Consider the following 11,837-nt stretch of genomic DNA (forward strand, 5'->3'; position numbering starts at 1 on the left):
GGAATCGGCGATGCGATGGAGGTCAGCCCGCGAGCACGATCTCGACGGCCCGCGCCAGCGGGATGGCGAGCGGGGTCAGGCCCTGGCTCACCAGGAAGCGCAGCTCGTTCTTCGAGAGCGCATCGGGCTCAACGACGGTATAATGGGTATCGGTCGAACGCTTCGAGACCTGCCGCGCGTAGGTGCGCAGCAGCTGGTCGTTGAAGCGGCAACCGAGGAACAGGAAGCTGCGGCCCATGCGCCGCGCCTTCACCTCGTCCGGGATCGGCGTCTGGATGTCGATCTCGGTCAGCACTTCGACATAGTCGGCGTCGGAGATCAGGAAGTTCTTGGCTGGAGCGACGCTACCGTGCGGCTTGTAGAGGATCGTGGTCCAGGCCTTGGCCTGGGCGCGATCGACCTCCTGGCCGTCGGCATCGTAGAACCGGTACCAGCGGTCCTCGCCGATGCCGGCGCGGGTGATGCCCTGGATCTCGCCCCAATCATGTCGTCCGGCGAGCGCACTGCGCATTGCGCCGTCGTACCAGCTGTCGACGATCAGCGGAAGCGGCAGGGTGGCAAAATGAAGATGCAGCGCCGTCGGCGCGACCGGCGCGGCAAAGGCTTCCGCCATCAGGGCCGTCACCGTGGCACGGTGCTTGTTGCTTTCGATGTGCTGCGCCGAAGCCCAGGCATTGCCCCGGGCGCGTCGCGGCAGGGCAACCTTGGTGCCGAAGAAGGCCGCTAGCGCTTCCGGAGTCATCGGCACGGACGGGCCGCTGAGTTCGGCGACGCCTGGCCCGAGATAGGGAATGACGTTGCCGCCGCGCAGCTGCGCGACAACCTCGCCGAGGATCGCTTCGGCATCGGCCGGCGCAGCGAAATCGATCTGTGGGACCGGCGCGTTCATCGCTCGTCTCCCTCGCCGCCGCGTTTCTTGGCGTTGATCGTGATCGGCAGGTTGGTGTCGGCGGCCATCTGCGGCAGGTCGAGCACCCAGCCATTGGCAATCTTGATCCAGCCGCCCCACAGCGTCTCGTGCTCGGATTCCACGATCGGCTCCTCGAGATCCTTCTTCGGCACGTAAATCGACAGGCCGGTCTCCGGCGAACGGCGAATCATGACTTTCATAGGCTCATCTCCGCAGGACGAGAGGTGTCGCTCGCGCGCTCTTGCCACGACGGAGACAATGCTCTCAGTTTCGATAGAATCTCGGGCAGCACCAGCAGGACCCGGTCGATGTCTTCGGCCGTGGTCTCGCGGGACAGGGAAAAACGGATCGCGCCACGCAAGGACGCGGCCGGCACATGCATCGCGCGCAACACATGCGAAGGCTCCATCGAGCCGGAGGCGCAGGCCGATCCCAGCGAGGCTGCGATACCGGCCCGGTTCAAATGGTGGATGATCGCCTCGCCCTCGACATGCTCGAAAGCGATATTCGACGTGTTCGGCAGCCGGCTTTTGACGTCGCCCAGCACCATGCAGTGGCCGAGCCGCAGAATCCCCTGCTCCAACCGGTCGCGCAGCGCGGCGATCTCCGCCCGCTCACGTTCGAGCTGCGCCGCCGCAAGCTCGGCCGCCTTGCCGAGGCCCACGATGCCGGGAACGTTCTCGGTGCCGGCGCGGCGACGACGCTCCTGCGGACCACCCAGGATCAGCGGCTTGAATTTCGTTCCCTTCCGCAGGTAAAGCGCGCCGATGCCCTTGGGACCGTGCAGCTTGTGGCCGGACAGCGAGAGCATGTCGATCTCGCTCGTCTTGAGATCGATCGGAATTCGCCCGGCGGCCTGCACCGCATCGGTGTGAAACAGCGCACCGGCCGAGCGGGCCATCTTCGCCAGGAACTCGACCGGGAATATCGTGCCGGTCTCGTTGTTGGCCCACATCACGGACGCGATCGCGGTACGCGGGCTGAGCGCGCGCCTGTAAGCCTCGATGTCGAGCCGGCCACGCGCATCCACGGGAATGAGATGGCTCTTGATGCCGCGGCGGCCGAGCTCCTCGACCAGCGACAGCACGGCGGGATGCTCCACCGCGGTGGTGACGATCTCGTCGCGTCCCTCCTGCACGGCGAGTGCCGACAGGATCGCCGCATTGTCGGACTCGGTGCCTCCGGAGGTGAAGACGATCTCGTGGTCGAAGGCGGCGCCGATCAGCGCCTGCACGCCGCGGCGCGCCTCCTTCACCGCCGCCGCGACATCGCTGCCGAAGGCGTGGGCCGACGAGGCATTGCCGAACTGGTCGGAGAAGAACGGCAGCATCGCCGCGACGACGGAAGGGTCCGTGCGGGTCGTCGCGTTGTTATCGAGGTAGATCGGCCGCACGGAGCCCCCTTCTCAATGACGGGCTTTGGCCGCTCCAGCGACCGGAATCAGGCGGACGAACTCGCCGAGCCGCTCGATCAGCTTGGCCTGGATCCCCTCCAGCGTCGCGCTCGCCAGCTTGCAGAACACGCAGGCCCCGGTCAGCCTGACCATGATCTTGTTGCCGTCGATCTCGAGCAACTCGCAATCGCCGCCGTCGCGCTTGAGATTGGGTCTGACCTCGTCGAGCACGGCGCGAATGATGCGCTCGCGTTCGTTGGGTTCGGCGGCCGGCGCCTGCTTGAGGTGTTCGGATTCGACGAGCATTTCACATTCTCTTTCTTGCGGAGCGATCGAAGGATTGCGGTTCAGCTGAACGACTTGCCGCAGGAGCAGCTCGACTTCGCGTTGGGATTGTCGAAGGTGAAGCCGGAGCCCTCCAGCGCCACGACGAAATCGATCGTGGTGCCGTTGAGATGCTCGTGGCTCATATTGTCGACGAACACTTTCACGCCGCCGCGCTCGATCACGGTGTCATCGGGCTTGGCCTCCTCGGCGAGGCCCATCATGTACTTGAAGCCGGCGCAGCCGCCGGTCTCGACCATGATGCGCAAGCCGCTCGCCGGCTGCGCCGCCGAGGAGATCGCGGTCTTCACCGCATTCACCGCGCTATCCGTCAGGTTGATCATCGCTCGCCCTCGCTGTCTGGGTCTGTTGCAAGGAGGGATCGCAAGTCCCGTGCCAGAGCTCACAAGCCTGAAATTGCTGCATTTTCGTTCCACCACCCGGCTGTTGTCTTTGCGACGCTTGTCGGGTTTGCGACAGGCGTCGTTGACGGCCCGCGGGCCACTGAGTGGCAACGCGATACCGGGCGATGAGTCGAGGTCGCGGGAGCCGTTCGGATTCCCGCCGCATTCACACTTTCGACGCCTCCGCGGGCAGGCGGCAAACTCCTTGCATAAGGGCCATCGAAACCTTCGCGGCGGCCGACGGCCGCGCGGCAGATGCAACAAGGAGACATCCATGACGTCGATCGACAACACCGCCCTTGGCCGCCTGGACAAGGAGGGACGGCTGCTGAACGCGGTGCTGAAGGGCGACACCACCAAGCCCGGCCGCTTCGGCTTCCGCGGCGACATCGCGCTGAAATTCCAGGCCCAGGTCGCCGACGAAAAACGTCCGCCGGACTATTCGATCGAGCAGGTGCTGACCGTGGCGCAGGAAGGCGAAACGACCATCCCGGTGCTCGCCGGCTACTTGCATTCCTACGCGTATCTCGCCGACGTCGCCAAGGTGCTGGATGGCGCGTTGAGCCCAAAGGGCAGCTATTTCATGTTCTGCAACAACATCGACTTCCTGGCGAAATACCGCACCAAGATCGGCGATATCGAGTTTCGGGTGCTTCCCTGCGACGAATCGACGGTGTGGAAGGAGATGATGGACCTTGCCGGCGTCGACAAGAACGACATCAAGAAGCTCGATACCGCCGGCAAGCTCGATTACCTGCTCGACGCTGCCAAGGATCTCGACGGCTCCTATACCGAGATCTCCTTCGAGGAGGGTGTTGCGAAGATGGAGCCGGTGAAGAACCGCAACGAGAACCGTCCGGTCTGACGCGTCGGCGTCAGACTTCCTCCTCGCAGGCCGTCTCGTCGTCCTCGACCAGCGTCACGCCGGTGACGCAGATATCGCCGTCGAGCACGGCGAGGGCGATCGGCGTCAGGCTCTCGCCCTTGCACGGCCCGTCCACGCAAGTGCCGGTGCCGAGCTCGAAGGTCGCCCCGTGCTTGCCACACATCAGCCGGGTGCCGTTGCCGTCCAGGAACTGGTTGCGTTCCCAGTCGAGATTCACGCCATTGTGCGGGCAGCGGTTGAGATAGCCGAAGACCTGCTTGCCCCAGCGTACGATCACGATCGGCCAGGGCCGCGGCGCGCCGTCCTCGCCGAGGATCATGAGATGAAAACCGATCGCCCGCTGGCTTGGAATGTCGTTGAAGGCGCAGATCGCATAGGCGGTATTCTGGTCCATGCTGTCCTCGTTCGAGCGGGCGGATCGCTCGAACCGTGCAAGAATCGCGCTAGGCTTGAGGACATGACGTGACGACCGCGTCAGGTCAGGAATCCGACATGCGACAGCGGTGTCATCCGCCCTGTCGGCATGCCGGGTCAATGCGGTGCCGATTCCCCCGGTTTTGGCGACGTCACGGCTCCCGGGCCATTCCCGCGAGGTGGCATGGAAATTGATGTTGTTCAGCCAGGCCCGCTTGGCATGGAGACTGGCATGAACGTCGCGTCTGAATTCGCCGCCTGCTCGGAAGACGAGATCAAGGCTTTGCTCGATGGCGGCACGCTGACCGTCTATTCGGTGGCGCGCCCGATCACCGCCGATCGGCCGGTGGACCGCAGCGCCGTCCTCGCCTCATTCAAGTTTGCGAGCCCGGCCTTCAACGACGCCGGAGTAAGCCTCGCGGCCAATCCGGTGCCGGCGAACAGCGTCGGCACGCCGGGCTTTGCGCGCGCCTGCAAGGCCGACGGCACCGTGGTAGCGGACTTTTCAGCCGGGCCCGGCCCGCGCGAGATCAAGTTCGCCGAGGTCTCCTGCTCGCAGGGCGCGCCGGTGAAGATCACCGCATTCAATTTCATCGCCGAAGGCGGCTGGCCGGAGCGCCCGGACTATTACGACGCCCATCCCCGTCCCGGCTTTGCCATGCCGCGGGTGCTGTGATGGCGATCCTGGTCAAGACCACGCAGGACGGCCGCAGGCTCGAGGTGGTCGGGCTTGCGATCACGCTGGGCGGCAAGCTCGAAGCGAACGAGCTGATCGAGGTGAAGGATCACCCCTATCGCCGCGCGATCCATGCGGCCGCGCCGGAGGCGACCCATATGGCCGGCCGCGTGCCCCTGACGCAGACGGAGGCGGAGATCGTGCTCGCCGCGTTCAAGCAGGCCGAGGCCGGCATGCTCGCCAACCCGGTCGCCATCCACGAACGGTTCCGGATCGCTGCGATGATGAAGGCGCGCGAACAGGGGATCGAGTAAACCTGGGTCGCCGCGCACCCCGCGCGTCAGTTCAACGCGTGCCTGCGCCGGCGATAGCCGCCGGCTTCGCCGACCTCGAACATCGCCCCGATCGCGGGATGACTGACCGGCTCGCCCGAATCGTCGGGCTCTAGGTCATTCTCGGCAATACAGGCCACATAGGGAATTTCGTCGTCTTCGGCGAACAAGCGGTAAACCAGGCCTGTCGCCGTTCCGCCGGGAGCCGGCTCACCATCCGTGCCGGCGAACGACGTGTCGACGTCAAAGATGACACCGCGCATCGCGTAGAGCCGGTGGCGGATCACCTGACCGATATTGTACCTGGCGAGCCTCGTCTTGATCATCGCTGCTGCCGCATGCCTCAGGCAGTTGCGGGGGCGTGGGTCTGGCAGTTGGTCGGGCAGACCCGCGCGCAGGCGCCGCAGCCGATGCAGGCACCATCGTCGTTCATCACCATGACCTTCTTCTCGACTTCGTCATCGTCGTCGTCGAGGTCGACCATCTCGCCGTCCTCGTTGATGCCCTTGAGCGTCATGACCTCGCGGCCGCAGACCTTGTAGCAGCGGCCGCAACCGATGCATTTCCCGGCATCGATCGAGACCAGATAATCCGGCTTCCAGTCGCGGCCGTCGCGGGTTGCGTAGGACATGGTCGAAATCCCGTTACGCCTTTTCCAGCGTCTTGAGATCCTCGCGCTTGCGCTCGAGCTCGGAGAAGGCATCATGGGCCTTCTGCGCCACGCTTAGGATCGAGGTCCAGTTGATCGGCAGCTCCTCGGAGAGATCGTGGAGGTCCATCTTGGCCTGCGTGGCCTTGGCCGACAGCTTCTTGATCTCGGCCTTCAGGGTTTCAAGGTCGCTCATGCTCAAACCTCAGTAGTTCGCCACATCGGGGAATTTGCGGATCATCTCGACGCCACCAGCGACATATTTGTCGCCTTCGGCGGCGAGCTTGCCGAGATTGTCGAAGCCGAAGCGATGCACGTCGCGCAGCTGCTTGTTGACGACGATGAGCCGCCCGCCGATCAGGACCATGCGGCCGAATCCCTCATGGTGCATCTTCAGCATCGGCGAGATCATCACGCCGGTTTCCTTCTCGATCGAGAGCGCGACCGCGTTGAAGAACAGCTCCATGCGCCAGATCGTGTCCGGGTCCGGATCGCCGACGATCGGCAGCGCACGGCGCTTCTCCTTGTCGAGGATGTAGGGCTCGAGCAGGTCGAGATCCTTCTTGCCCTCCCAGGCGCCATGGGTGTCCTGGGCCCGCCAGATCTTGACGAGCTCCTTGACGAACGGCGCTTCGGCCGCGGCGTCGGGTTGAACGAGTTCAGCCGTCTCTGACATGATGTTTCCTTCAGTCCTCGAAATCAAAGCTGCGTTCCTGGCCCTTGGCCAGCACCTTGCGCAGCCAGGGCGGTGGCGAGCCCTTCAGCACGTCCTCGAGCTTGACGCAGAGGTCGTCGATCGCCTCGGGCTGCGTCACCTTCATCGGATGGATGTTGTTGGCGACGACCCGCGCCGCGCCCGAGCCGCCGATCGCGGCGACATAGAGGATCACGCAATCCTTGATCGCCTCGATCTTCGGCGCCAGCTTGTCCTCGTTGCCGTCCTCCTTGAGGTCGCCGTCGAACTGGATGGCCTCGACGAAGCGATGGCCGTCCGGATTGACGTCGTAGATGGCGATGTTCTTGGCCCAGCCGAAATGCGCATCGACGCGCTTCAGGTCCTGGGTGGCAAAGGCGACTTTCATCGGTCTGGTCCCTCTTCTAGCGTCAATGCAATTGCGGCGGGACGACCTGGAGGCCGCTGTCCGTGCTCCGCCAGGTCTCGGGCGTCGGCTGATGATTGGCCTCGCGATCGGCGACGACGAGATTGGCGAGATCGAAGACCAGATCGCGCGTGCCGCGGTAGCCCACCGACAGCTGATGCCCGGCGCCGAGCCGGTCGAACATCGGGAAGCCCGCACGGTAGAACGGGATCTTCAGCCGGGAGGCCGCCTGGCGGCCGTGCGAATGGGTGATGAGGAGATCGCAGTCGCGTGCCTTGGCGAGCTCTTCGAGGTCCTCGAGGTCGCCGATCAGGACCTCCTGCGTCCTGACGCGCTCCAGCACCGGCGAAGCCGTGGTGGTCACGGCCACCGCGACCTCGGCACCCATCTCGTGCAACATGCTGGAGAGATCGAACAGCAGATCCGGCTCTGCACCGATCGCAAGCTTGCGGCCGCCGATGTGGAAATGCGTGTCCAGCATCGCATCTGCGAGCTGGCCGCGTTGACGGCGATACTTTGCCGGGACCGGCCGGCCGCTGATCTCGCTGAGGAAGGCGATGAACTCGTCGTTGGGGATGAGGCCGCAGAGCCGCTCGAACAGGCGAAACGGCACCCCGGTCCTCTGCTGCATGGCCTCCGCCGCGCGCTGCATCTGCGCGCCGATCGCGATGGTCCAGGCCGCCTGTCCCATGGTCGCGATCTCATCGACGCCGATGCCGCCGATCGTGGTGGGCGTGAACTCGTCCGGGATGTGGCCGTCGAGCGAGCCGGCAAGGTCCGGCAGGAAGGATGGCCTAAGGCCGAAATCCTCGATGATGGTGCGCAGCTCGTCGAGATCGCCGGGCGTGAGATGGCAGCCCGGCAGGACGTTCACGCGCGCCGGATCGCGCACTGCCTCCGCCTCGACCGGATCGACCAGCACCTCGACCATGCGCGCAACCGTCTTCTCCCAGCCGTCCTGGAACGCGTCCTTGAAATCGGGCGTGGAGACGTAGACCAGCGGGAATTTCTCGAGCTGCGGATGCTTCTGCCGGATCAGGCGGATGAAACCCTCGACGTCGTCGCCCTTGGTCTCGGTGACGCCGGTCGAGTTGATGCCGATGATCTCCGGCTTGGTCCGGTTGTAGATGTTGAGAATGGCCTGCTCGACGTTCTCAGAGCCGCCGAGCACGGTCGCGACCTCGCTCATCGCGGTGGTCTGCATCGGCACGGCTTCCTTGAAATGCCGCACGAACAGCGTCAGCCCGAACGAGGTGCAGCCCTGCGAGCCGTGCAGCAGCGGCATCGCTCCGCGCAGGCCCATGAAGGCAAAGGAGCCGCCGATCGGCTGGCTCATCTTGAGCGGATTGACCGAGCAGGCCTTTTTGGACGTGGTGACGATCGCCATCGGCCGCGCCCTACTCCGCCGCCTGCAGGACTGGTGCCGGCTGGGCCGCGAGGATGTCCTCGATCCGCCCCTTGCAGGCGCCGCAGCCGCCCGAGGCGTTGGTGTGCTGCTTCACGCCGTCGACGGTCGAGAGGCCGTGGGCGGCGACCGCATCCTCGATGCTGCCGAGATCGACGGTCTTGCAATGGCAGATCTTCCTGGCTCGCCGGGTCTCTTCGGCGCGGACCGGATCGGCTGCAATCTCGGCGGCCTGCGCATCCATCTGCGCCATCGCCTTGGTCTGCCAGTTGACACCGGCATCGTCCCATGGCGCCGCCTTGCGGAGCTGTGCCCACATCGGATTGTAGAGCGCCTTCTCGATCTGCTCCATCAGCGTGACCATGCCGATATAGCCCATATAGGCGTGGCTGCGCTCCTGGTTGATGTCGAGCCAGGGCATCGCCGCCTTCAGCGCCACGAACTGCGACTTGCCGCCGGAGAGCATGATGTCGGCGCGCGCGTCCTTCAGCATCTTGTACATTTCGCGCGGGGTCATGTCCTCGATCATGTGGGCGTCCTGGCCCATCAGCTCCTTGATCCGCTCCTTGTCCTCCTTGGTGGACTTCTTCACGGACGTGCCGACGATCTCGAGACCCGCCTCCTGGAGCGCCGCGACGACCGACCACGACTTCACGCCGCCGGTGATCAGCAGCACCTTCTTGTCCTTGAAGCGCGGCTTGAAGCGCGCGATCGCCGCCCAGGCCCTGGCCTCCTCCCGCGCGATCACCGCCTCGGTGCGGTCCATCAGCTCGGCCGGCGCGCCGCGCTCGATCAGCAGCCGCGCGATCTCGCGCAAGGAATCGCTGGAATCCTGGATGCCGTAGAACGAGCCCTCGAAGTAGGGAATGCCGTAGCGCTCCTCCATCTTGCGGGCGACGTTGATCATCGCCTTGGAGCACACCATCATCGCGGCTTTCGCGCGATGCGAATAGGCGAGTTCGCGATACTTTCCGTCGCCGGAGATGCAGGAGAGGATGCGGATGCCTAGCTCGTCGAGCAGCGGCTTGATCTGCCAGAACTCGCCGGACAGGTTATATTCGCCGATGATGTTGATGTCGTAGGGCGTGGTGTAGTCGGGCTCCTCGGTGCCGATGACGTGCTCGAGCAGCGCCTCCCCGGCCAACTTGTTGCCGAGGTTCTTCGGACCGACGAAGCCTGGCGAATTGACGGGGATGACCGGCTTGCCGAATTTCGTGGCCGCCGCCTTGCAGACCGCGTTGATGTCGTCGCCGATCATGGCGGGAACGCAGGTCTGGTAGACGAAGATCGCCGGCGGATCGTACTTCTCGATGACCTCCCTGATCGCCTTGTAGAGCCGCTTCTCGCCGCCGAACACGATGTCGGTCTCGTTCATGTCGGTGGTGAAGCTGCGCCGCCAGAGGTCGGAGCCGGACGAGGCGCTGCCGCGATTGTCCCAGGAATTGCCTTCGCAGGCGATCGGTCCATGGACGAGATGCGCGACGTCGGTGAAGGGCTGCAGCGCGATCTTGGCGCCGTCGAAGGCGCAGCCGCCGGCGGCCCCTCCCGGCTGCAATTGCTTGGTACAGCCCTTCTTGCGCTCGGCCTCCGTCTTGTTGGCGTTCTTGCCGCAGCCCGGCTCGTTGAAGACGTCCTGGATGGTGGCCGACAGCGAGCTCATGCGTCTCTCCTATTCCCTGACCCGCTGCGCGAGCTTGCCGCCCCGCAGTCTCGATCGTTCCGGCTAGACTGGTCGTTGCCGCCGCCCCGTCGGGCGGCGGCAACTCTCATCGACATCAGCGGATGATGTCGAAGCTGTAGTCGGTCTTGGCTGGCACGTTGGTGTTCTTGTCGATCTCGTCGAAGATCTTGTCGAGGATCTTCACCAGGACGTTCATGCCGCCCTGATAGCCCCACACCGGATAGCGGTGATGGTGGTGACGATCGAACACCGGGAAGCCGATGCGGATCAGCGGCGTGCCGGTGTCGCGCTCCAGATACTTGCCGTAGGTGTTGCCGATCAGGAAATCGACCGGCTCGGTGAACAGCAGCGAGCGCATGTGCCAGAGATCCTTGCCGGGATAGGCATGGCAGTTCTTGCCGAACGGCGAGCTGGCGAACAGCGCTTCCATCTTCTCCGCCCAGTGCTTGTTACCGTTGGTGGAGAGCACGTGGGTCGGCTCGGCGCCAAGCTCGAGCAGAAAGGAGGCCAGTCCGTAGCAGAGGTCCGGATCGCCGTAGATCGCGAACTTCTTGCCGTGGATATGCGCGCTGGAGTCGGCCATGGCGTCGACCAGACGGCCGCGCTCCTGCTCCAGGGCCTTTGCAATCGGCTTGCCGGAGATGCGCGACAGCGTCATCAGGAAGTCGTCGGTGGCGCTGACGCCGACCGGGTGGTTGAAGGCCGCAACCTCGTGACCGTGCCCCTGTATGAAGGGCAGCGTCTTCTCGGTGCAATATTGCTGCATCGAGATGGTCGCCTTGGCATGGATCGCGTTGGCGGCGTCCTCCAGCGTGGTGCCGCCGTCATACATGCGGAACTCGCCGTCGGTCGGGGTGTCGAACACGTCGCTATTGTCGGCGAGGATCGTGTACTCGATCCCCATCAGCTCGAAGATGCGCTTGATCTCGCGGATGTTGCCGACGGTGTAGCCGTCGAAACCACCGATGAAGTTGATCTTGTCGTTCTCCTTGCGCTCGAGCTTCGGCGCAGTGCCGGCCTTGCCGTCCCAGAAGTGCTCCAGGATGCCCTTGAGCGCGTTGTCGTAGCCGGTGACATGGCTGCCGACGAAGGCCGGCGTGTGGGCGAAGGGAACGTCATACTCGTTGGGAACGGAGCCTTTCTCCTTCGCCGTCTTGATGAAGGCGTTGAGGTCGTCGCCGATCACTTCCGCCATGCAGGTGGTGGAGACGGCGATCATCTTCGGCTTGTACATGTTGTAGGTGTTGGCGAGGCCGTCGATCATGTTGTTGAGGCCGCCGAACACCGCCGCATCTTCGGTCATCGAGGAGGAGACGCAGGAGCTCGGCTCCTTGAAGTGGCGCGACAGATGGCTGCGATAGTAGGCGACGCAGCCCTGCGAGCCGTGCACGAAGGGCAGCGTGCCCTCGAAGCCGACCGCGACGAACACGGCGCCGAGAGGCTGGCAGGCCTTGGCGGGATTGACGGTCAGGGCTTCGCGAGCAAAGTTCTTCTCGCGGTATTCGGGGGTCTTGGCCCATTCGCGGATCCGCTCGACTTCCGCGGGATCATGCGGATTCTCGAACAGCGCTTTCTTGTTGGCCAGCATCTGCTGGTATTCCGGACCTCGGAACAGCTCGAAGTGATCGAGCACGTGTTCGGCATTCTGTGTCATCGTGGCACC

At 64.5% G+C, this 11,837-nt stretch carries 17 protein-coding genes; 3 read left to right on the forward strand and 14 right to left on the reverse strand.

Translation table 11 applies throughout. From position 1 onward, the window contains the following. Positions 1-22: 22 nt before the first annotated feature. Genes BDOA9_RS30850 through BDOA9_RS30870 form a run of 5 tightly spaced genes read right to left on the reverse strand, consistent with a single transcriptional unit; the run spans position 23 to position 2,971 of the window. Positions 23-889 (reverse strand): SIR2 family NAD-dependent protein deacylase, encoded by an 867-nt coding sequence (locus tag BDOA9_RS30850; RefSeq protein ID WP_025037809.1) that lies wholly within the window; start codon positions 887-889, stop codon positions 23-25. After that, positions 886-1,110 carry a putative nitrogen fixation protein NifT gene (nifT, locus tag BDOA9_RS30855; RefSeq protein ID WP_025037810.1) on the reverse strand — a complete coding sequence of 75 codons (225 nt, stop codon included), beginning with the start codon at positions 1,108-1,110 and terminating at the stop codon, positions 886-888. The genes BDOA9_RS30850 and nifT overlap by 4 nt, the downstream gene beginning before the upstream one ends. Then, positions 1,107-2,303 (reverse strand): cysteine desulfurase NifS, encoded by a 1,197-nt coding sequence (gene nifS, locus BDOA9_RS30860; protein ID WP_025037811.1) that lies wholly within the window; start codon positions 2,301-2,303, stop codon positions 1,107-1,109. The genes nifT and nifS overlap by 4 nt, the downstream gene beginning before the upstream one ends. 12 nt (positions 2,304-2,315) lie before the next feature. Beyond that, entirely contained in the window at positions 2,316-2,609 is a 294-nt protein-coding gene (locus tag BDOA9_RS30865; RefSeq protein WP_025037812.1) for a NifU family protein, read from the reverse strand. Between the two features lie 41 nt (positions 2,610-2,650). Continuing rightward, positions 2,651-2,971 carry an iron-sulfur cluster assembly accessory protein gene (locus tag BDOA9_RS30870; RefSeq protein WP_025037813.1) on the reverse strand — a complete coding sequence of 107 codons (321 nt, stop codon included), beginning with the start codon at positions 2,969-2,971 and terminating at the stop codon, positions 2,651-2,653. Positions 2,972-3,305: 334 nt separating this feature from the next. Between BDOA9_RS30870 and BDOA9_RS30875 the strand changes: the two genes are divergently transcribed. Next, positions 3,306-3,896, forward strand: coding sequence for a hypothetical protein (locus BDOA9_RS30875; RefSeq protein WP_025037814.1), 591 nt, complete (start codon positions 3,306-3,308; stop codon positions 3,894-3,896). A gap of 10 nt (positions 3,897-3,906) precedes the next feature. Here BDOA9_RS30875 and BDOA9_RS30880 read toward each other — a convergent pair whose 3' ends face one another. Beyond that, entirely contained in the window at positions 3,907-4,311 is a 405-nt protein-coding gene (locus BDOA9_RS30880) for a Rieske (2Fe-2S) protein (protein WP_025037815.1), read from the reverse strand. A gap of 252 nt (positions 4,312-4,563) precedes the next feature. Between BDOA9_RS30880 and BDOA9_RS30885 the strand changes: the two genes are divergently transcribed. Both BDOA9_RS30885 and BDOA9_RS30890 read left to right on the forward strand, forming a co-directional pair. Beyond that, on the forward strand, positions 4,564-5,007 hold the full coding sequence (locus BDOA9_RS30885; RefSeq protein WP_025037816.1) for a hypothetical protein: 444 nt from the start codon (positions 4,564-4,566) through the stop codon (positions 5,005-5,007). After that, on the forward strand, positions 5,004-5,321 hold the full coding sequence (locus tag BDOA9_RS30890; RefSeq protein WP_152033544.1) for a hypothetical protein: 318 nt from the start codon (positions 5,004-5,006) through the stop codon (positions 5,319-5,321). Before BDOA9_RS30885 ends, BDOA9_RS30890 begins: the two co-directional genes overlap by 4 nt. A 26-nt stretch (positions 5,322-5,347) precedes the next feature. Here the strand turns inward: BDOA9_RS30890 and hspQ are convergent, their stop codons facing one another. From hspQ to nifK, 8 genes are all read right to left on the reverse strand, one after another. Beyond that, positions 5,348-5,665: a heat shock protein HspQ gene (hspQ, locus tag BDOA9_RS30895; RefSeq protein ID WP_025037818.1), complete on the reverse strand. Its 318-nt coding sequence runs from the start codon at positions 5,663-5,665 to the stop codon at positions 5,348-5,350. 17 nt (positions 5,666-5,682) lie between these two features. Beyond that, entirely contained in the window at positions 5,683-5,970 is a 288-nt protein-coding gene (gene fdxB, locus BDOA9_RS30900; protein WP_025037819.1) for a ferredoxin III, nif-specific, read from the reverse strand. Positions 5,971-5,983: 13 nt separating this feature from the next. Beyond that, positions 5,984-6,184, reverse strand: coding sequence for a CCE_0567 family metalloprotein (locus BDOA9_RS30905; RefSeq protein ID WP_025037820.1), 201 nt, complete (start codon positions 6,182-6,184; stop codon positions 5,984-5,986). A gap of 9 nt (positions 6,185-6,193) precedes the next feature. Next, complete coding sequence (locus BDOA9_RS30910; RefSeq protein WP_025037821.1) at positions 6,194-6,664, reverse strand: NifX-associated nitrogen fixation protein; 471 nt, start codon at positions 6,662-6,664, stop codon at positions 6,194-6,196. A 10-nt stretch (positions 6,665-6,674) separates the two neighbouring features. Continuing rightward, a complete protein-coding gene (nifX, locus tag BDOA9_RS30915) occupies positions 6,675-7,070 on the reverse strand; it encodes a nitrogen fixation protein NifX (protein WP_025037822.1) in 396 nt (131 codons plus the stop codon). Positions 7,071-7,092: 22 nt separating this feature from the next. Next, on the reverse strand, positions 7,093-8,475 hold the full coding sequence (gene nifN, locus BDOA9_RS30920; RefSeq protein ID WP_025037823.1) for a nitrogenase iron-molybdenum cofactor biosynthesis protein NifN: 1,383 nt from the start codon (positions 8,473-8,475) through the stop codon (positions 7,093-7,095). A 10-nt stretch (positions 8,476-8,485) separates the two neighbouring features. Beyond that, a complete protein-coding gene (nifE, locus tag BDOA9_RS30925) occupies positions 8,486-10,153 on the reverse strand; it encodes a nitrogenase iron-molybdenum cofactor biosynthesis protein NifE (protein WP_025037824.1) in 1,668 nt (555 codons plus the stop codon). Positions 10,154-10,268: 115 nt separating this feature from the next. Further along, positions 10,269-11,828, reverse strand: coding sequence for a nitrogenase molybdenum-iron protein subunit beta (gene nifK / locus BDOA9_RS30930; protein ID WP_025037825.1), 1,560 nt, complete (start codon positions 11,826-11,828; stop codon positions 10,269-10,271). Positions 11,829-11,837 lie beyond the last annotated feature (9 nt).

The organism is Bradyrhizobium sp. DOA9, from assembly GCF_000617845.2.
Lineage (GTDB): Bacteria > Pseudomonadota > Alphaproteobacteria > Rhizobiales > Xanthobacteraceae > Bradyrhizobium.

What these genes read in the sequence shown, in the direction of transcription:
- nifN (WP_025037823.1), bottom strand. Translation starts at nt 8,475, where the DNA reads ATGGCGATCGTCACCACGTCCAAAAAGGCCTGCTCGGTCAATCCGCTC.
- BDOA9_RS30870 (WP_025037813.1), bottom strand. Translation starts at nt 2,971, where the DNA reads ATGATCAACCTGACGGATAGCGCGGTGAATGCGGTGAAGACCGCGATC.
- BDOA9_RS30885 (WP_025037816.1), top strand. Translation starts at nt 4,564, where the DNA reads ATGAACGTCGCGTCTGAATTCGCCGCCTGCTCGGAAGACGAGATCAAG.
- BDOA9_RS30910 (WP_025037821.1), bottom strand. Translation starts at nt 6,664, where the DNA reads ATGTCAGAGACGGCTGAACTCGTTCAACCCGACGCCGCGGCCGAAGCG.
- nifT (WP_025037810.1), bottom strand. Translation starts at nt 1,110, where the DNA reads ATGAAAGTCATGATTCGCCGTTCGCCGGAGACCGGCCTGTCGATTTAC.
- fdxB (WP_025037819.1), bottom strand. Translation starts at nt 5,970, where the DNA reads ATGTCCTACGCAACCCGCGACGGCCGCGACTGGAAGCCGGATTATCTG.
- hspQ (WP_025037818.1), bottom strand. Translation starts at nt 5,665, where the DNA reads ATGATCAAGACGAGGCTCGCCAGGTACAATATCGGTCAGGTGATCCGC.
- nifK (WP_025037825.1), bottom strand. Translation starts at nt 11,828, where the DNA reads ATGACACAGAATGCCGAACACGTGCTCGATCACTTCGAGCTGTTCCGA.
- BDOA9_RS30905 (WP_025037820.1), bottom strand. Translation starts at nt 6,184, where the DNA reads ATGAGCGACCTTGAAACCCTGAAGGCCGAGATCAAGAAGCTGTCGGCC.
- nifX (WP_025037822.1), bottom strand. Translation starts at nt 7,070, where the DNA reads ATGAAAGTCGCCTTTGCCACCCAGGACCTGAAGCGCGTCGATGCGCAT.
- BDOA9_RS30875 (WP_025037814.1), top strand. Translation starts at nt 3,306, where the DNA reads ATGACGTCGATCGACAACACCGCCCTTGGCCGCCTGGACAAGGAGGGA.
- BDOA9_RS30880 (WP_025037815.1), bottom strand. Translation starts at nt 4,311, where the DNA reads ATGGACCAGAATACCGCCTATGCGATCTGCGCCTTCAACGACATTCCA.
- BDOA9_RS30865 (WP_025037812.1), bottom strand. Translation starts at nt 2,609, where the DNA reads ATGCTCGTCGAATCCGAACACCTCAAGCAGGCGCCGGCCGCCGAACCC.
- nifE (WP_025037824.1), bottom strand. Translation starts at nt 10,153, where the DNA reads ATGAGCTCGCTGTCGGCCACCATCCAGGACGTCTTCAACGAGCCGGGC.
- BDOA9_RS30850 (WP_025037809.1), bottom strand. Translation starts at nt 889, where the DNA reads ATGAACGCGCCGGTCCCACAGATCGATTTCGCTGCGCCGGCCGATGCC.